Source organism: Pseudomonas laurentiana (assembly GCF_014648275.1).
GTDB lineage: Bacteria > Pseudomonadota > Gammaproteobacteria > Pseudomonadales > Pseudomonadaceae > Aquipseudomonas > Aquipseudomonas laurentiana.
In genome coordinates this window covers 21,700-39,610 of the sequence record NZ_BMQU01000004.1, presented here as the reverse complement: position 1 = coordinate 39,610, position 17,911 = coordinate 21,700, and the positions used below count along the sequence as shown (strand labels likewise).

General features: G+C 62.1%; 15 protein-coding genes. All 15 read left to right on the top strand.

From position 1 onward, the window contains the following. Positions 1–2: 2 nt before the first annotated feature. The 15 genes from IE038_RS05580 (at position 3) to IE038_RS05510 (ending at position 17,876) form a co-directional block, all read left to right on the top strand. Positions 3–947 (top strand): DUF58 domain-containing protein, encoded by a 945-nt coding sequence (locus tag IE038_RS05580; protein WP_163935597.1) that lies wholly within the window; start codon positions 3–5, stop codon positions 945–947. After that, the gene (locus tag IE038_RS05575; protein ID WP_163935600.1) at positions 944–1,438 is read left to right on the top strand and encodes a DUF4381 domain-containing protein; all 495 of its coding nucleotides are present in this window, start codon (positions 944–946) and stop codon (positions 1,436–1,438) included. The genes IE038_RS05580 and IE038_RS05575 overlap by 4 nt, the downstream gene beginning before the upstream one ends. Further along, the gene (locus IE038_RS05570) at positions 1,431–2,507 is read left to right on the top strand and encodes a vWA domain-containing protein (protein ID WP_163935603.1); all 1,077 of its coding nucleotides are present in this window, start codon (positions 1,431–1,433) and stop codon (positions 2,505–2,507) included. The genes IE038_RS05575 and IE038_RS05570 overlap by 8 nt, the downstream gene beginning before the upstream one ends. Continuing rightward, positions 2,504–4,231: a tetratricopeptide repeat protein gene (locus IE038_RS05565; protein WP_163935606.1), complete on the top strand. Its 1,728-nt coding sequence runs from the start codon at positions 2,504–2,506 to the stop codon at positions 4,229–4,231. Before IE038_RS05570 ends, IE038_RS05565 begins: the two co-directional genes overlap by 4 nt. Next, positions 4,231–5,853, top strand: coding sequence for a BatD family protein (locus tag IE038_RS05560; RefSeq protein ID WP_189395287.1), 1,623 nt, complete (start codon positions 4,231–4,233; stop codon positions 5,851–5,853). The genes IE038_RS05565 and IE038_RS05560 overlap by 1 nt, the downstream gene beginning before the upstream one ends. Before the next feature lie 85 nt (positions 5,854–5,938). Beyond that, a complete protein-coding gene (locus IE038_RS05555; RefSeq protein ID WP_163939764.1) occupies positions 5,939–6,625 on the top strand; it encodes a thermostable hemolysin in 687 nt (228 codons plus the stop codon). Continuing rightward, on the top strand, positions 6,615–8,096 hold the full coding sequence (locus tag IE038_RS05550; protein WP_189395286.1) for an AMP-binding protein: 1,482 nt from the start codon (positions 6,615–6,617) through the stop codon (positions 8,094–8,096). Before IE038_RS05555 ends, IE038_RS05550 begins: the two co-directional genes overlap by 11 nt. Then, on the top strand, positions 8,093–8,785 hold the full coding sequence (locus IE038_RS05545; RefSeq protein WP_163936499.1) for an iron-containing redox enzyme family protein: 693 nt from the start codon (positions 8,093–8,095) through the stop codon (positions 8,783–8,785). The genes IE038_RS05550 and IE038_RS05545 overlap by 4 nt, the downstream gene beginning before the upstream one ends. Next, the gene (locus tag IE038_RS05540; RefSeq protein WP_189395285.1) at positions 8,772–9,581 is read left to right on the top strand and encodes an SDR family oxidoreductase; all 810 of its coding nucleotides are present in this window, start codon (positions 8,772–8,774) and stop codon (positions 9,579–9,581) included. Before IE038_RS05545 ends, IE038_RS05540 begins: the two co-directional genes overlap by 14 nt. Next, positions 9,578–10,222, top strand: a complete 645-nt coding sequence (locus IE038_RS05535; protein ID WP_163936496.1) for a hypothetical protein — start codon at positions 9,578–9,580, stop codon at positions 10,220–10,222. The genes IE038_RS05540 and IE038_RS05535 overlap by 4 nt, the downstream gene beginning before the upstream one ends. 13 nt (positions 10,223–10,235) lie before the next feature. Further along, the gene (locus tag IE038_RS05530) at positions 10,236–10,898 is read left to right on the top strand and encodes a response regulator (protein WP_189395284.1); all 663 of its coding nucleotides are present in this window, start codon (positions 10,236–10,238) and stop codon (positions 10,896–10,898) included. Beyond that, positions 10,895–12,268: an ATP-binding protein gene (locus IE038_RS05525; protein ID WP_163936493.1), complete on the top strand. Its 1,374-nt coding sequence runs from the start codon at positions 10,895–10,897 to the stop codon at positions 12,266–12,268. The genes IE038_RS05530 and IE038_RS05525 overlap by 4 nt, the downstream gene beginning before the upstream one ends. Positions 12,269–12,409: 141 nt before the next feature. Beyond that, positions 12,410–13,645 (top strand): exonuclease SbcCD subunit D C-terminal domain-containing protein, encoded by a 1,236-nt coding sequence (locus IE038_RS05520; RefSeq protein WP_163936490.1) that lies wholly within the window; start codon positions 12,410–12,412, stop codon positions 13,643–13,645. Then, positions 13,642–17,286, top strand: coding sequence for an AAA family ATPase (locus IE038_RS05515; protein ID WP_189395283.1), 3,645 nt, complete (start codon positions 13,642–13,644; stop codon positions 17,284–17,286). Before IE038_RS05520 ends, IE038_RS05515 begins: the two co-directional genes overlap by 4 nt. Beyond that, positions 17,283–17,876, top strand: coding sequence for a glutathione S-transferase (locus tag IE038_RS05510; RefSeq protein WP_163936487.1), 594 nt, complete (start codon positions 17,283–17,285; stop codon positions 17,874–17,876). The genes IE038_RS05515 and IE038_RS05510 overlap by 4 nt, the downstream gene beginning before the upstream one ends. Positions 17,877–17,911 lie beyond the last annotated feature (35 nt).

Sequence of the window (17,911 nt, the reverse complement as noted above, 5' to 3'; positions counted from 1 at the left end):
CCATGCCCTCTCAGCTGCTGGCGACCCCCGGCGTTCGTATCGGTCTATCAGAACTGATCGAAATGCGTCATCGCGTGCGCGAGGTGCAGCTGTTTGCCGCCCCCGGCCAACGCAGCCCGCTGATCGGCCTGCACCACTCGAAACTGCGCGGACGCGGCGTGGACTTCGATCAGGTGCGGGTCTATCAAGCCGGAGACGACGTACGCAACATCGACTGGCGGGTTACTGCCCGCACCCAGGAGCCGCACACCAAACTGTTTCACGAAGAACGCGAGCGCCCCATTTACATTCTGGTCGAACAGAGCCACCGGCTGTTCTTCGGCTCCGGACTGATGTTCAAGTCGGTACTTGCCGCCCAGGCTGCGGCACTGATCGGCTGGGCGGCATTGGGCCACAATGATCGTATCGGTGGCCTGGTGTTCGGCGACAATGCGTATTACGAGATCAAGCCGCGTCGCAGCAAGCAGAGCCTGCTGCAATTGCTCAACCGTCTGGCCCGGGCCAATCAGGGGTTGCACACCGAAGCGCAACCTCAAGGCGATACCTTGAGCATGGCCTTGCGGCGGGCGCGGGAAGTCCTGCGCCCCGGCAGCCTGGCCATCGTCATTTGTGACGAACGGGCACTGAGCACCAGCGTCGAGCAACAACTGAGCCTGCTTTCACGGCATTGCGACCTGTTGCTGTTGCCGCTCTCCGACCCCCTTGACCATGCCCTGCCGGCGGCCGGTTTGTTGCGTTTCGCCCAACGCGGCGCGCAACTGGAACTGGACACCCTCGACGCCAATCTGCGTCAGAGCTACCGTAGCCAAAGCGAGGCACGCATTGAGCGCTGGGAGCTGCTGGCACAGAAACTGCGCGTGGTGCTCATGCCATTGAGCACCCAGAGTGAGATGATTGAACAACTGCGCGAGTACCTCAATCCGCAACGTCCAGGGCAAAAACGATGAACGACCTGGAGCAGCTGCAACCCTTGATCACACCTGACCCAATCAGCCTTTGGCCACCTGCGCCGGGCTGGTGGGCATTACTCCTGCTCTTGCCACTGCTCGGCTGGGGCGCCTGGCGCCTGCGTCACTGGCGGCCCGCGAAAAAGCCTATCGTGCGTGCCGAGTTACCCCTTGACCCCATACGCCTTGAAGCGCTGGCCGAGTTGGCACGCCTGAGCAAGCCCTACGACGGTGCCCCCGCCGGTGCCTGGCTGCAACAGATCAATGCGCTACTCAAACGGCTCTGCCGCAATCATTACCCGGGCAGCCATAGCCACACCCTCAATGGTCGGCAATGGCTGGCGTTTCTCGACAATCGCTGCCCGGCGGCGGGCCTGACCCGCTGGATGGTGCTGGTCGAAGGCGCCTACAAGCCCGAGTGCAAGCTCGATGACAAGGCCATCGCCGGCCTGACCCAAGCGGTTGAAATCTGGATCCGTAAACATGTTTGAGCTGGCCTGGCCATGGGTCTTCACCCTCTTGCCGCTGCCTTGGCTGGCGCGCTGGCTGCTGCCCGTCGCCGACAGCGGCGAGCCGGTCCTCAAGGTCGCCTTCCTGGATGAGCTGGAAGGCCTGGCTGGGCGCCGCGCCCGGCTGAACCTGCCCACTTGGCGGCAACAGGCACCGTTCATCGTGGTCTGGCTGTTGCTGTTGCTGGCCGCCGCACGCCCTCAATGGCTAGGTGAGCCCGTGCCTGTAGCGGCCAGCGGCCGTGATCTGTTGGTCGCCGTAGACGTTTCCGGCTCGATGGACTTTCCTGACATGCACTGGCAGGACGACGACGTCAGCCGCCTGACCCTGGTGAAACAGCTTCTGGGCGACTTTCTCCAGGCCCGTCAGGGAGACCGCGTCGGCCTGATCCTGTTTGGCAGCCAGGCCTACCTGCAGGCCCCCCTGACGTTCGACCGGCGCACCGTGCATACCTTCCTCAATGAAGCGCAAATCGGGATCGCCGGCAAGAACACCGCCATTGGTGATGCCATCGGCCTTGCCGTGAAGCGCTTGCGTCAACGCCCAACACAGAGCCGGGTGCTGATCCTGGTCACCGACGGGGCCAACAACGGCGGACAGATCCACCCGCTGACTGCCGCACGCCTGGCCGCCCAGGAAAGCGTGAAAATCTATACCATCGGCATCGGCGCCGACCCCGAGCAAAGCGGCACTGCTGGCCTGCTGGGCATCAACCCGAGCCTGGACCTGGATGAAGCCTCGCTCAAGGAAATTGCCGAGCTGACACACGGTGCCTATTTCCGGGCCCGCGACGGCAACGAACTGACCGCAATCAGTGACACCCTCGACCGCCTGGAGCCGGTGGCCCAACAACCGACGCAGGCCCGTACCGCCGAGGCCCTGTATAGCTGGCCACTGGCACTGGCGCTGCTGTTCAGCGTACTGCTGGTGGTCCGCGAGCGTTGGCACGACAATCCGTTGCAGCGCCTGCTCAGCAACCGACACTTCCTGCAACCGCACCCTGACTGGCGTGAACGCCTTAAACGTCTGCGTCTACGGAGGCGCCGATGATCGAACTCTGGCCGCAATGGCTACGCCCTGTCTGGCTACTGGTAGTACCGCTACTGGGCTGGTTGCTGTGGAAACTCTGGCATCGCCAGAAACGTGCCGGTCGCTGGCAGATGATCCTGCCTCCAGCATTCCATGCGGTACTGCTTGGCGGTGGTAGCGGTCGCGACAGCAAGTTGCCATGGATTGCGTTGGGGGTGGCGTGGCTCCTGACGGTCATCGCCTTGCTCGGGCCGAGCTGGCAGCGCCTGGAGGAAACCCGGCAGCGCCCTGCCGACCCGCTGGTGGTCCTGCTGGAGTTGACCCCGCAGATGCTCGCCACGGATAGCCCGCCCACGCGCCTGGAACAGGCACGACGAAAACTGCTCGACCTGCTCGAACACCGCCGCGACAGCCAGACGGCGATCATCGTCTATGCCGGAAGCGCGCATACGCTGGTACCGCTTTCTGACGACCTGGATACCAGCCGCAATCTGCTTGAGGCTCTGGACCCCTCGATCATGCCGCAAGCCGGGCAGCGCGCCGACCTGGCTGTACGCAAGGGCCTGGCGCTGCTGTCACAAGCCGGCCTTGGCCAAGGTCGTTTATTGCTGATTGGCTCCTCGTTGAGCCCTGAGGAACGGCAAGGCATTGCTCAGGCGCTGGGCCATCATGGGCCCAAACTGCTGATGCTGGGTGTTGGCAGCGCCGAAGGCGCGCCGGTAAAGCAGAGTAATGGCGAATTCCTCAAGGACGCTGAAGGCACGATTCTCATGCCTCGCCTGGACAGTGCAAGCCTGAGGGACTTTGTCATGGAGACGGGTGGCAAGTACCGCCATGCTCGAATCGATGACCTGGACCTGCGTGGCCTCGGCCTGTTCGCCCCGCCAAGGGCGCTGCACAACGACGGCCAGACCGTGCAGCTGGACAGTTGGGCCGACCAGGGCTACTGGCTGCTGCTACCGCTCTTGCTGCTGGCGGCCTGTGCGGGCCGTCGCGGCTGGCTGCTCTGCCTGCCATTGCTGTGGGTGCTGCCACAACCCAGCTATGCGTTTGAACTTGCTGACCTGTGGCTACGCCCCGACCAGCAAGGCCAGCGCCTGCTTGAGCAACAACGCCCCGCAGAGGCTGCCCGACGCTTCCAGGACCCGCAATGGAAAGCCTTGGCGCTGTACGAGGCCGGTGACTATGCCGGCGCTGTGCGTCTGTTCGCCCAAAGCAACACCGCGATTGCCCACTACAATCGCGGTAATGCCCTCGCACGCAGCGGAGAACTGGACGCTGCAGTGGATGCCTATGAGCAGGCGCTGGAGCGCCAACCGGAACTTCAGCCCGCCATTACGAACAAAGCATTGGTCGAGGAACTGCTGCGCCAGCAAAAAGCGGCAGAGCAGGAACAGGCGGCGGCAACTGAAACTGAAACCGAGCAGAACGCACCCGGCACAACGACTGACAGCAACACGAACAGCAGCACGACCTCTGCGGCTGACAGCGAGCACAACACTGACGCCGCGCAAGAACAGCAAGGCCAGAACCCGTCGTCGGGGACAGAGCAAACGCAACAGGGAAACAGCAGCGGCCAGGATGACGAAACCACCCATCCGCCGCAACGGCCAAGCGACAGCAGCCTCGACGCCGAACAGCGCCAGGCGCTTGAGCAATGGTTACGGCAGATCCCGGACAACCCTGCCGAACTGCTGCGCCGAAAATTTTGGTATGAACAGCAACAACACCAGGAAACTCATTGATGAGACGCGCCTGCGCCCTCGTTTTCAGCCTTGCCCTCAGCCTGCAGGTGCAGGCCGCCGCGTTGCTTGCCAGCGTTGACCGCACGCGCCTGAACGCCGGTGAAACGCTCGAATTGACCCTCCAGACCCAGGACATCACCCAGTTTGGCAAGCCCGACCTGGAGCCACTGCAGGCCAGTTTCGAGGTTCGTGGCACCCGCCAGGTAAACAACCTGACCACCCTCAACGGCGAAACCCAGGCCAGTACACGCTGGATCATCACCCTGCTACCGCGCCAAAGCGGTAGCCTGCAGATTCCCGCGCTGCACCTGGGCGAAGTCAGCAGCCAACCGATCGAGCTTCAGGTGCTGCAAGCACAGGACAACGTCATTGAAAACCTGGCACCGGTTTTCATCGAGGCCAGCCTCGACCAGAACAGCATTTATGTGCAGGCCCAAGCCGTTTTGACCCTGAGGATCTACCACTCGGTAGCCTTGTACGATGACAGTAGCCTGAGCCGGCTCCAACTGGACGGCGCGAAGGTCGAACCGCTGGGCGAATCACGGACCTACGAGAAAGAGATCAACGGTGTACGCCATGGTGTGATCGAAATGCGCTATGCGATCTACCCACAACGCAGCGGCGACCTGACCATTCCATCCCTGACCTTCAGCGCCACCACCGTAGAGCCGGCGACAGATCAAGACAGCGCCCCGCGCAGCGGCAAGCAAACCCACGTGAGTTCTGCGCAGATCACGCTGCAGGCCAAACCCATACCGGCAAGCTACCCTGCCAACACACCCTGGCTACCGGCACGCAACCTGACCCTGGAAGAACACTGGAGCCCCGACCCGACGCAAGCCGCGACACAAATCGGCGACTCACTGACCCGCTCCGTGACCATCAAGGCCGAAGGCCTGTCCAGTACACAGATACCGCCGCTACCCGGCGTGGAAGTAACAGGCCTGCGTCGCTACCCCGACCAGCCGCAACTGCGTAATGAGATCAACGACCGCGGCCTGCTCGGTAGCCGCGAAGAGCGCGAGGCGCTGGTGCCAACGCACGCGGGTACGCTTGAGCTACCGAACCAGGACGTCATTTGGTGGAACACCCGGGAAGACCATCTGGAACGTAGCAGCCTGCAAGCACAGACCCTGCAGATTCAGGACAATCCAGCGCTAAGCGCGGATACGCCGAGCACCTCTGTACCGCTTGAAAGCGGTCCGCTTTGGCCTTGGCAACTCAGCACACTGATACTCGCACTGACCACCCTGAGTGGCTTCGCCCTCTGGTGGCGTGCCCGCTCACAACCGGCCGTGCTGCGCGCAGCTCAAAGTGGTCCAAGCCCACGCACACTGCTTGACGACCTCAAGCGCGCCTGTCAGGCCAACGACCCGCAAGCGACCCGGCAAGCCCTCGACGCCTGGGCTCGCCAGCAACCCGAAACCCTTGCCGAAATGGCGGCTCGCTTCGTTCCATTGTCCGATGCGCTGGATGGTTTGAACGGCGCGCTCTACAGCGAAACAGGCCAATACTGGCAAGGTGAAGAGCTGTGGCGGGCCATTGGCACGATCCCTACCGCAGAACAGGCTCAACCGACACCCGGCGAAAGTAGTAGTCTGCCACCCCTCTATCCCAAGTAATCAGCCGCTCTAGCCTGCACATCTTCAGGCTTCCTTAAGATAACTCATCGACACTTGCTCCCAACGATACACAGGAGCAAGCACGATGCCTGAGCCCACCGACGCCATTTGGCCCTTCGCTTTACCGCTTCGGCTAGCACCTGAGAACAGCCCCCTGCTGAGCCTGGTGCAGGCCTTGCCCGACAGCGATGAGCGTCCGCTGTTCGAAGACTTCATCCGCCAGCGTTTTCGCTTGGTACATGGCGCAGAAATACGTCTCTTCATGCCTGAACTGTTCGGCCTGAAAGACCAAAGCAATACCTTGTGTGCCGTCGCAGGGCTACGCCGTGCCAGCACCTCACGGTTGTTTCTGGAACAGTATCTGGATGCGCCAATCGAGCACTACATCCAGTCAGAGAACCAACAACCGACGCCACGCGAGCAGATTGTCGAGGTCGGCAATCTGGCCGCCAGCGATACAGGCAGCGCCCGCCTGAGCATCATCGCCATGACCTGGCTGTTAGGTGCCGCCGGCTTTCAATGGGTGTCGTTTACCGGCAATACCGGTCTGGTCAACAGCTTCCATCGCCTCGGCCTCAAGCCCAACACCCTGTGCGCAGCAGATCCTCAGCGCCTGGGCGATGAGCGCCACACGTGGGGCCAGTATTACGACAGCCGTCCGAGTGTCCACATTGGCAACATCTGCAGTGGCTTCCAACACTTGGCCAAGGTCGGGCTGTTCAAACGACTTGGCCTGCCTCCAGTCGACCGAGAGACCTGCAATGTCGCCTGAACTCAGCCTGTTTGAAAATCAGCTGCAACGCTATGCACAGGAACGCCCTTTTGCCCCGGCCCTATGGGGTGACGAACTACGCCTGGACTATGAATCGTTATGGGCCGAAGTCAGTTACCGCCGAAAAATCTTGAGTGAGCAGCCTGAAGGCGTCGTGGTACTCGCGGTGGACAACGGGCCCGAAGCCATGTTGTGGGACCTGGCGGTGCTCTTTGAAAAGCGCCCTTGCCTGACCCTGCCCCCATTTTTCAGCCCCGCGCAACGCCTGCACTGCCTGGAGCAATGCCAGGCCCCGCTGGTCGTTGCAGAGCCAGGCATGGCCAGCGAGCTCGAATCGGCTGGCTACCGTGACCACGGCAAGCTCTGGTACAAAGCCGTGACCTCTACTGTGGCACTGCCAGAGGGAACCGCGAAGATCACCTTCACGTCAGGCACGACCGGCGCCCCCAAAGGCGTTTGCCTGAGTGCCGAGAGTTTCTTGCGGGTAGCCCGTGAGCTGGCCGCTGCCAGTGAGGCCGTCAAGCCAGAGCATCACCTGGCGCTGTTGCCCCTGGCAATCCTGTTGGAAAACCTCGGTTGCTATGCAGCCCTCTTCGCAGGCGCTGTGCTGAGCCTGCCAAGCCAGGCCAGCCTGGGAATTCGTGGCGCCAGCGGCGTCGATGCCCCGACCTTTCTGGCGTGCCTGGCGTCCCGTCGTCCACACAGCCTGATTCTGGTACCGCAACTGCTACAACTGCTGGTCGGCGCCGCCCGGGCGCATGCCTTCGACCCCTCCTGCCTGCGCTTTGCCGCAGTAGGCGGCGCCAGGGTATCTCCAAGCCTGCTCCACAGTGCACACCAGCTCGGCATCCCAGCCTATGAAGGCTACGGTTTGTCCGAGTGTGCTTCGGTGGTGTGCCTGAACGTGCCTGGCGCTATCAAGCCGGGAAGCGTCGGACGGCCACTTCCGCACCTGAAGGTCAAACTGGCCGACGACGGCGAGGTGCTGATCCAGGGCTCGACGATGCTGGGGTACATGGGAAGCCCGGCCCAAGCGACGGAGTGGCTCGCCAGCGGAGACATAGGCGAATTCGACGCCGATGGCTTTCTGTACATCAAAGGCCGCAAGAAACACCAGTTCGTTACCAGCTATGGCCGCAACGTCAATCCCGAATGGGTGGAGGCAGAACTGACACAAGGCGGAGTCATTGCCCAGGCGTTTGTCCACGGCGAGGCCCTGCCCTACAACGCGGCCCTGCTCTGGCCCCATGACCCGACCTGCAGCGACCAGGTACTTGCCGATGCCGTAGCCCAGGCCAACGCAGCCTTGCCTGACTATGCACGCGTGCATCACTGGCTGCGCTTGCCGCAACCCTTTACCCCTGCCAATGGCCTGCTGACTGCCAATGGCCGACCACGCCGCGATGCCATCCTTGAGCAGTATCAGGCGGCGCTGGAGTCCTTTAATCGTTCCGAGGAACTGTCGTCATGAGTTTTTTTGAAACCCTGCAAGCCGCCACTGCACAGGAACGCAACGCGCTGTTTGAAGTACCGGTCATCCGCAAGGCGCTGGCCGGAGAGGTGACGCTGGAGAGCTATCGCGCCTTCCTGATCCAGGCCTACTACCATGTTCGCCATACCGTACCGTTGATGATGGCGTGCGGGGCTCGCCTGCCCGAACGACTGGAATGGCTACGCCACGCGGTCTGTGAATACATCGAAGACGAGTACGGCCACGAACAGTGGGTACTGAACGATATCGTCGCCTGCGGCGGCGACCGTGAAGCGGTGCGCACCGGCCAACCCGACCAACCCATCGAACTGATGGTTGCGTTTCTCTATGACCTGATCGCACGGCATAACCCGGTAGGCCTGTTTGGCATGGTCAACGTGCTTGAAGGCACCAGCATTGCGTTGGCAACCCATGCCGCCGAGCGCATTCGCGACCGCCTGGCACTGCCTGAGGAGGCCTTCAGCTACCTGAACTCCCATGGTGCTCTGGATATCGGGCACATGCAGACCTACCGCAAACTGATGGACCAACTGGACGACCCTGCCGATCAGGCCGCCGTCATTCACGCCTCGAAAGTGGTCTACCGGCTGTACGCGGACATGTTCCGGGCGCTGCCGCAAAACACCCAATCGCCAACCCTGCTGGAGAGCAATCATGCGGCTCAATGAAGCCCGAGTCGTACTCACCGGTGCCAGTGGCGGCATTGGCCTGGCAATCACCAACGCGCTGCTCGCCAGCGGTGCCCAGGTACTGGCGGTGTCACGCCATGAAGACGCCTTGCGCCCAAGCATGGCGCGTTATCCAAGCCAACTGCGCTGGGTGTCGGCAGACCTGACCTGTGCAACAGACCGGAACAAGGTACTCAATGCCGCCCAGGCCATGGGTGGCATCAACCTGCTGATCAATGCCGCCGGCGTGAACCAGTTCGCCATGCTTGAGCAACTGGAAGACAGCGACATCAGCCACATGCTGGACCTGAACATCATTGCCCCGATTTCGCTGACGCGCGTGCTGCTGCCGCTCCTCAGAGAGGCCCCCGCGGCCATGGTGGTGAATGTCGGCTCAACCTATGGCTCGATCGGCTACCCCGGGTACTCCCCCTACTGTGCCAGCAAGTTTGCCTTGCGCGGCTTCTCCGAAGCGCTGCGCCGAGAACTGGCCGATACCCGGGTGAACGTACTCTATGTTGCCCCACGGGCGACCCAGACGCGCATGAACAGCGCCGCTGCGCAGGCGCTCAACGATGCCTTGAAAGCCAATACCGATGACCCGGAAATGGTCGCCAATGCGGTGATCCATGCCATTGCAGGTGACCGTCGCGACTTATACCTGGGCTGGCCTGAACGGTTTTTTGTAAGCCTCAACCACTTGCTGCCAAGCCTGGTAGACCGCGCCCTGCGCAAGCAGCTGCCGTTGATCAGACGCTTCAGTCATATTGACTCCACGGAGAAAAACAAACCATGAAGAAACTGCTGATCGCCCTGTTGGCTACGGCCTCGAGTACGTCGCTGTGGGCGATGGACGCCAACGACCAACAACGCCTGAGCGACATTCAGCAACAATGGGCCAAGATCCAGTACGAAACCCCGGAGGGTAAACGGGCCGATGCTTTCGAGCAGTTGGCCGCCAAGGCCAATGCCTTCTCCAAAGAACGCCCTGCCACCGCTGAAGCCTGGATCTGGTCCGGTATCGTCACCAGCAGTTGGGCAGGCGCCCAAGGCGGGCTTGGTGCCTTGGGCAAGGTCAAAGAGGCCCGCAGTGACCTGGAAAAAGCCTTGTCGATCGACCCGACGGCACTCCAGGGTTCTGCCTACGCCAGCCTCGCTGCCCTGTATGATCGAGTGCCCGGCTGGCCCGTAGGCTTCGGCGACAGCGACAAGGCCGACACACTGCTCAAGCAAGCCCTGAAGATTAACCCCAACGGTATAGACAACCTGTACTTCTGGGGCGACCATCTCTATCGCCAGAAGCACTACGCAGAAGCCAAGGCGGCCTTGCTCAAGGCACAACAGGCCCCTGCTCGTCCGGACCGGGAAAGCGCCGATAAAGGGCGACACAAGGACATCCAGGCGCTGCTGGTTGACGTAGACAAAAAACTCAACTGACCAAGGAGCCGGCATGCGACTGCTGCTGATCGAGGACGATGTTTCGCTGGGTGAAGGCATCTACCAGGCACTGAGCCGCGATGGCTATACCACCGACTGGATCAAGGACGGTAGCAGCGCGTTGCACTCGCTACTGAGCGAAACCTTCGACCTGGCCATCCTCGATCTTGGCCTGCCGCGCATGGACGGGCTGGAAGTATTGCGCCGCCTGCGCAGCAGCGGCTCGAACCTGCCAGTGCTGATCCTGACCGCACGCGATGCCACCGAAGACCGCATTGCCGGCCTTGATGCCGGTGCAGACGACTACCTGGTCAAACCTTTCGACCTGGCCGAACTCAAGGCGCGCCTGCGCGCCTTGATGCGGCGCAGTGCCGGGCGGGCACAACTGCGCATCGAACATGCCGGCATCAGCCTGGACCCTGTCAGCCACCAGGTCACCTATCAGGGACAGCCGGTTTCATTGACCCCCAAAGAGTACCAACTGCTGTATGAGCTGCTGTCGCCTCCCGGACGGGTCATGACCCGCGAACGGCTGACACAGTTGCTCTACGGTTGGAATGATGAAGCAGAAAGCAACACGCTCGAGGTTCATATTCATCACCTGCGCAAGAAGCTCTCCAGCGACTTGATCCGGACCATTCGAGGCGTTGGCTACCTGGTGCAAGAAGCACAATGAAATCAATTCGGCAGCGCACCCTGACCCTGATCATCGGCCTGTTGATCGGCGGCCTGATGACCCTGTCCGTGCTCAACCTGCACGACAGCAACCACGAAATTGCCGAAGTCTACGACGCCCAACTGGCACAAAATGCCCGCTTGCTACAGGGCATCATGCGTATGCCGATGCACAGCAGCGACCACACCGAACTGTACCGTGCGTTCAACGAGGCCCTGGGACAGGCAACCCCGAAAGTCGATGGGCACCCCTATGAAAGCAAAATGGCCTTTCAGGTCTGGACCCTCGACGGCCAGTTGCTGGTACATACGGCCAGTGCGCCAAGTTTCACCGCACCACCGAGCGATGCCGGTTTCAACAACGTGGTCGATCTGAAGAACCAGCAATGGCGTACCTTCGTATTGGTCGACACCGAACATTCACTGCGTATCTGGGTTGGTGAGCGCGACGATGTGCGCAACGACCTGGTCAACCGCATCGTTCGCCACACCCTGGGGCCCAACCTGATCGGCAGCCTGTTGTTAGCTATGATGATCTGGTTCGCAATTGGCTGGGGGCTCAAACCACTGGCCAATATGGCCACGACACTACGCGCCCGTCACCCGGGTTCACTGGAACCCATTCAGCTGTCGCCACTGCCCAGCGAGCTGGAGCCCATGCAGGCCGCACTCAATCGACTGCTGGGGCAGATCCAGGAAGTCCTTGGTCGGGAGCGACGTTTCATCGCCGATGCGGCCCACGAGTTGCGCACCCCGCTGGCAGTGCTCAGGGTACACGCGCAGAACCTGCAGGAGGCCCGTGACGATACTGAACGCCAACAGTCCCTGCACAACCTGATTGCCGGTGTGGACCGAGCTTCACGGCTGGTCAATCAACTGCTGACCATGGCACGCCTGGAGCCACGGCTTGGCAGTGCACCGCTACAACCCATCGACCTGACGGCCAGTGTCCGTGACTCACTGGCGCAACTGACGCCCTGGCTGCTCGACAGGGGGCTGGAGGTGAGCCTGGAGGCGCCTGAAACGCCCCTGCGGATACTGGGCGAAAGCGCAACCCTCGATATTGCCTTGAACAATCTGGTCACCAATGCCGCGAATTTCTCACCCAAAGGCGGGCTGATCACCGTGCGCCTGGAGGAGACTGCCAGCGAAGTGCTGCTGAGCGTCGAAGACCAAGGCCCTGGCATCGACCCTGAACACCGTGATCGCCTGTTCGAGCGCTTCTTCAGCCGTGGCAACGACCAAGGCGCCGGCCTCGGCCTGGCCATTGTGCAAACCATCGCCAAGCGCCTCGGCGCAAATGTCAGCCTCGACAACCTGCCGCAGGGTGGCCTGCGCGCAAGCGTCCACTTCCCTCAGGCACACGCCTGAAGTTCACCGACTCACGGTTGTCTCGGCCCTGTCGATCCCGGAAACTGGCAACCCCTGGGCGTAGTCGCGCTACCATAGACGACCGCCCCTGCTGGCCAACGCTGCCCAGAGCGACCCGGTTTCCTCTGCACAGGACTTTCAATGCGTCTGTTTCACACCTCCGACTGGCACCTGGGGCAAACCCTCCACAGCCAGGAACGTGACTTCGAACATGCCTGCTTTCTCGACTGGCTGCTCGGCCAACTGGCCCTGCGTCAACCCGATGCCCTGCTGATCGCTGGCGACATTTTCGATACGGTCAACCCGCCGGTCAAAGCCCAGGAACGGCTGTACGACTTCATCGTCCGCGCTCACGAACAGCAACCAACGCTGGATATCGTGATCATCGCCGGCAACCATGACTCCGGTGCCCGTATCGAACTGCCGGCTCCGCTGATGCGCCGTCTGCGCACCCATGCCCTGGGCCGTGTGCAGTGGCTGGATGACGGCCAGCTCGACAGTGATCGCTTGCTGATTCCACTGACCGATGCCAAAGGCAAGACCCGCGCCTGGTGCCTGGCCCTGCCCTTCCTGCGCCCTGCCGAAGTCACTGGCGCGCAGTTGGGTGACGACTACCTGCTCGGCATTGCCCAGGTACATGAGCGCCTGATCGCCGCCGCCGAAAGCCGACGCAAGCCGGGGCAGGCCCTGGTCGCCATCAGCCATGCGCATATGGCTGGCGGGTCGATTTCAGAAGACTCCGAGCGCAGCCTGATCATCGGCAACGCCGAAGCACTGTCGGCCAAACTGTTCAGCGATTCGGTCGCGTATGTCGCCCTGGGTCACCTGCACAAACCGCAGCGGGTCAACGGTGAGGAACGCATTCGCTACAGCGGTTCACCGCTGCCCTTGTCATTCTCGGAAATCGGCTATCAACACCAGATACTCGAAGTGGAGCTGGACGGCGCCGTACTGCGCAGCGTCGAGCCACGGCAGGTGCCGCGGGCCGTGCACCTGCAACGCCTGGGCCCGGCCCCGCTACGCGAAGTACTGGAACACCTGGCAGCACTGCCGGAAGTCGACCTGCTCGCCGACCTGCAACGCCAGCCCTGGCTTGAGGTGCGCGTACGCCTGGACGAGCCGCAACCCGACCTGCGCCAGCAAATCGAACTCGCGCTACATGGCAAGGCCGTACGCCTGGTGCGGATCGCCGTCGAGTATGCGGGTGTTCAACAGGACGATGACGACAGCAGCGCCTTGATTGAGCTCGGTCAGGTCAGCCCTCAGGACCTGTTCAGTCGCGCCTGGGAGCAGGCCTATGGCAGTGCCGTGGACGCGCAGACGCTGGCCGACTTCGCCCAACTGCTGCAGGACGTGCAACAGGAGGAGCACCCATGAAAATTCTCGCCATTCGCCTGAAGAACCTTGCATCCCTGGCGGGTCCTTTCGAAGTCGACTTCACCGCCGAGCCCCTGGCCAGTGCCGGCCTGTTCGCCATCACGGGGCCCACCGGCGCGGGCAAGAGTACCCTGCTCGACGCGCTGTGCCTGGCCCTGTTCGGCGCGGTTCCGCGCCTGAACAGCATTGGCCGGGAAACCAAACTGCCGGAAGTCGACAGCGAGATCCTCACCAGCGACCCACGCACCCTGCTACGCCGGGGCACCGGCAGCGGCTTTGCCGAGGTTGATTTCGTCGGTATCGACGGCCACCACTATCGGGCACGCTGGGAGACCAACCGCGCCCGCGACAAAGCCAGCGGCAAACTGCAAGGCAGCCGCCAGAGCCTGCACGACCTGGACGGTAACCAGTTACTGAGCAGCCAGAGCAAAAGCGAGTACAAGCAGCTGATCGAGGCCAAGCTGGGGCTCAACTTCGAGCAGTTCACCCGTGCGGTAATGCTGGCCCAAAGCGAGTTCAGCGCTTTCCTCAAGGCTGACGACAAGGACCGCAGCGAACTGCTGGAAAAACTCACCAACACGGCGATCTACAGCCAGTTGGGGCGGCGTGCCTACAGCAAGAGCAAAGAAGCCGAAGAGATCCACAAGGCCTTGCAACAACAGGCCAGTGGTGTCACGCCGCTCAGCCCTGAGGCACGCGCCGAACTCGATCAGCGCGTTGAGCAGGCACAACGCCAATTCAAGACCGAACAGGCGCAACTGCGCCAGTTCGAGCAGCAGCGCAGTTGGCTGACGGAACGAGACCAGTTGCAGGCGCAACAACGTGCGGCAGCCGAAGACGCCCACAGTGCCCAGCAACATTGGGAGCAACTGGCCGCAGAACGCTTGAGCCTGGAGCGCCTGGAACAGTTGGCACCACAGCGCCATCAGTTTGCCCGACAACTGGAGCTGAGCCACCAGCGCTCGCCACTGGCCATGGCCATTGAACAACAGCGCCAACAACAGGTTGAGTTGCAGACGGCCCAGCAACAGCTGGAACAAGACCTGCGTCGCGCACACGAAGTGCTGACCCAGGCACTGGCTCATCAGGCGCAAAACGCGCCGCTGCTGCGCCAAGCCTTCGCCGAACAAGACACCTTGGCGCGCCTGGAACAGGAACTGGCCGACAGCCTCGCCCTGCACCAGCAGGCCGAGCAAGCCTCCCGCGATGGCCAACAGCAGCTGCAGGGCCTGATCGAACAACAGCGCAACGGTGAGCGCCTCACCCAACTGGACGAACACCTTGCGCACAGTGCGCACCTGTCCGGCCTGGGCGAAGCCTGGAACGCCTACCGGGGCCAACTGCAGCAACTGATGCTCATTGGCAATCGACTCAACAAAGGCCGCGAGGAACTGCCGGCCCTGCAGCAACGCGCCATGGATGCGGCCCGCCAACTGGAAGAACAGCGCACCCACCTGGCGCAGATCTACCACGAAGCCGGCGCTGAACCCGAGGCCCTGGCCGAGCAGATCAGCCTGCTGGGGACGCTGCTGCAAGACAACCGCAAGCAACAACGCGCCGTCGAAGAGCTGACCCGGCTCTGGACCAGCCAGCAGGAACTGGAAAAACACATCCACGCCTTGCGCGAACGCCAGCAGGCCGCTCAACAGCAACGCGAACAGTTGATCAGCGAGGGGCTGCAAGGCAAACAAGACCTGATTGCCGCCGAGCAGGCACTGAACCTCACACGGCAGTTGCTTGAGCGTCAGCGCCTGGCTCGCAGTGCCAGCGTCGAAGAACTCCGAGCGCAATTGCAGGACGACCAGCCTTGTCCCGTCTGCGGCAGTCAGGAACACCCGTACCACCATCCCGAAGCGCTGTTGCAAAGCCTGGGCCGACATGACCTGGATGAAGAAACCAGCGCCCAACGTGTCGTCGACGGGCTGAAAGAAAAACTGGATGAACTGCGGGCGAAACTGGCCGGCGTTAACAGCCAGATCAAGGAATACCTGCACCAGCATGAGCACCTTGTCACTCAACAGCAGGCGTTGGCCCCCAGCCTTGATGCTCACCCGCTCTATGCCCAGTTGGCCCATCAGGACAGCAACGCCTGCTCGGCCTGGCTAGCACTTCAACTACGCCGTCTGGACGATGACATCAATCGGGATGAACAACGCCAGCACACGCTGCTCACCCTTCAGCAGGATGCCACCCGCCTGCAACAGCAACTGCAGGTGGCCATCGAGGCCAGCCAGCAAGCGTCCCTGCACCTGAGCCAGCAACAACAAGCGCTGAGTGACGACGAGGAGCGCCTGGAACAGGCGCTGGCAAGCTTCGCCGGCCTGCTGCCTGCCGACATCGTGCAAGCACTGCGTCAGGAACCGTCGGCCGCCTTCCTGCAACTCGACCAGCAACTGGCTCAGCGCCTGGAACTGGTCGACCGGCAAAAAGACGAACAGCAGGACTTCAACGAACGCCAGCAGCAGCTGGAAAAGGCCAACCTGCAACAACAGGCGCGGGTACAAAAGCTGGAGGAACTGCAGCAGCAGGTGGTTGCCCGGCAAACACAACAGCAACAGGCAAAAGCCACCCTCGACGGCCTGCTTGGCGAGCACGAAAACGCCCAGCACTGGCAACACCAACTGGAGCAGGCCGTTGAACAGGCGCGTAACGCGCACGCAACCACACAGCAGCAACTGCAGGACAGCCTTGCCCGTTCAATCGAGCTGACAGCCGAGCTCAAGGCCAAAGAGCAACAGCGAGAAGCCCTGGAGCAGGAATGCCGCCAACTGGAGGCAGTCATTGGCCAGTGGCGACAGGCCCATCCTGAGCTGGACGATGCCGGCCTGGCACAGTTACTGGCGTTCGATGACGAACAACTCGGTCAGTTACGTCAGCGCCTGCAAGACGCCAAAAAGGCCATCGAGCAGACTCAAGTGCTGGTGCAAGAGCGCGAACAGCGCCTTCAGCAGCATCAGGCCCAGGCCAATGGTGAACTGCCCGCCGATCAGTTGGAACAGGCCATGGCCGCGCTGCAGCAACAGCTGCACAGCCGCGAGCAACAGTGTGCCGAACTGCGCGCCGAGCAAGCCGACGACCAACGCCGTCAACAGGCCAACCAAGCACTGGCAGCACACATTGCCCAAGCCTATACCGAGTGGCAACGCTGGGCGCGCCTGAACGCCCTGATCGGTTCTGCCACTGGCGATACCTTCCGCAAGATCGCCCAGGGCTACAACCTCGACGTGCTGGTGCACCACGCCAACGCACAGCTACGTCAATTGGCCCGCCGCTACCGGCTCAAACGCGGTGGCAGCCTGCTAGGCCTGCTGGTGCAGGACACCGAGATGGGCGATGAGCTGCGCTCGGTGCACTCATTGTCCGGGGGCGAAACCTTCCTGGTCTCGCTGGCACTGGCCCTGGGGCTGGCCTCGATGGCCTCGAGTACGCTGAAGATCGAGTCACTGTTCATCGACGAAGGCTTCGGCAGCCTCGACCCGGAATCGCTGCAACTGGCCATGGACGCACTGGACGGTTTGCAGGCTCAAGGCCGCAAGGTCGCGGTGATCTCTCACGTGCAGGAAATGCACGAGCGAATTCCGGTACAGATCCAGGTTCGGCGCCAAGGCAATGGCCTGAGTACCCTGGAGGTCAGCGGATGATCCTCTATTCGTTTCGGCGCTGCCCCTACGCCATGCGTGCGCGCATGGCCTTGCGCTACAGCCAATGCCCGGTAGAAATCCGCGAGGTCAGCCTCAAGGAAAAACCAGCCGAGATGCTGGCCTTGTCACCCAAAGGCACCGTGCCGGTGTTGAGTGTCGAGGGCCACGTACTGGAGGAGAGCCTGGACATCATGCGCTGGGCCTTGGCCCGGCATGACCCGCAAGACTGGCTGCTGAGGACCGACGCACAGGCTGCGCAACAGGCCAACGCACTGATAGCGCGTAACGACAGCGTGTTCAAAGTCAGGCTCAATCATTACAAGTATGCCGAGCGCTACCCGGCGCATTCGCGAGAGGATTACCGACAGCTGGCCTGTGAAATCCTGGATGACCTGGAGATGCGGCTGGCGCACCACGACTACCTGCTCACTTCACATCCGAGCCTGGCGGATGTAGCCCTGATGCCGTTCATTCGGCAGTTCGCCGGGGTCGAACCGGACTGGTTTGCCCAGGCCCCCTACCCCCGGCTACGAGCATGGCTGCAGGGCTGGCTGGAGTCGGCGCTGTTCAAGGCGATCATGGCCCGCTGAGGCCACTCGCCATTTTCTGGGGCTTGTCCATTTGT

What these genes read in the sequence shown, in the direction of transcription:
- IE038_RS05550 (WP_189395286.1), top strand. Translation starts at nt 6,615, where the DNA reads ATGTCGCCTGAACTCAGCCTGTTTGAAAATCAGCTGCAACGCTATGCA.
- IE038_RS05580 (WP_163935597.1), top strand. Translation starts at nt 3, where the DNA reads ATGCCCTCTCAGCTGCTGGCGACCCCCGGCGTTCGTATCGGTCTATCA.
- IE038_RS05560 (WP_189395287.1), top strand. Translation starts at nt 4,231, where the DNA reads ATGAGACGCGCCTGCGCCCTCGTTTTCAGCCTTGCCCTCAGCCTGCAG.
- IE038_RS05535 (WP_163936496.1), top strand. Translation starts at nt 9,578, where the DNA reads ATGAAGAAACTGCTGATCGCCCTGTTGGCTACGGCCTCGAGTACGTCG.
- IE038_RS05570 (WP_163935603.1), top strand. Translation starts at nt 1,431, where the DNA reads ATGTTTGAGCTGGCCTGGCCATGGGTCTTCACCCTCTTGCCGCTGCCT.
- IE038_RS05555 (WP_163939764.1), top strand. Translation starts at nt 5,939, where the DNA reads ATGCCTGAGCCCACCGACGCCATTTGGCCCTTCGCTTTACCGCTTCGG.
- IE038_RS05520 (WP_163936490.1), top strand. Translation starts at nt 12,410, where the DNA reads ATGCGTCTGTTTCACACCTCCGACTGGCACCTGGGGCAAACCCTCCAC.
- IE038_RS05540 (WP_189395285.1), top strand. Translation starts at nt 8,772, where the DNA reads ATGCGGCTCAATGAAGCCCGAGTCGTACTCACCGGTGCCAGTGGCGGC.
- IE038_RS05530 (WP_189395284.1), top strand. Translation starts at nt 10,236, where the DNA reads ATGCGACTGCTGCTGATCGAGGACGATGTTTCGCTGGGTGAAGGCATC.
- IE038_RS05565 (WP_163935606.1), top strand. Translation starts at nt 2,504, where the DNA reads ATGATCGAACTCTGGCCGCAATGGCTACGCCCTGTCTGGCTACTGGTA.
- IE038_RS05575 (WP_163935600.1), top strand. Translation starts at nt 944, where the DNA reads ATGAACGACCTGGAGCAGCTGCAACCCTTGATCACACCTGACCCAATC.
- IE038_RS05515 (WP_189395283.1), top strand. Translation starts at nt 13,642, where the DNA reads ATGAAAATTCTCGCCATTCGCCTGAAGAACCTTGCATCCCTGGCGGGT.
- IE038_RS05545 (WP_163936499.1), top strand. Translation starts at nt 8,093, where the DNA reads ATGAGTTTTTTTGAAACCCTGCAAGCCGCCACTGCACAGGAACGCAAC.
- IE038_RS05510 (WP_163936487.1), top strand. Translation starts at nt 17,283, where the DNA reads ATGATCCTCTATTCGTTTCGGCGCTGCCCCTACGCCATGCGTGCGCGC.
- IE038_RS05525 (WP_163936493.1), top strand. Translation starts at nt 10,895, where the DNA reads ATGAAATCAATTCGGCAGCGCACCCTGACCCTGATCATCGGCCTGTTG.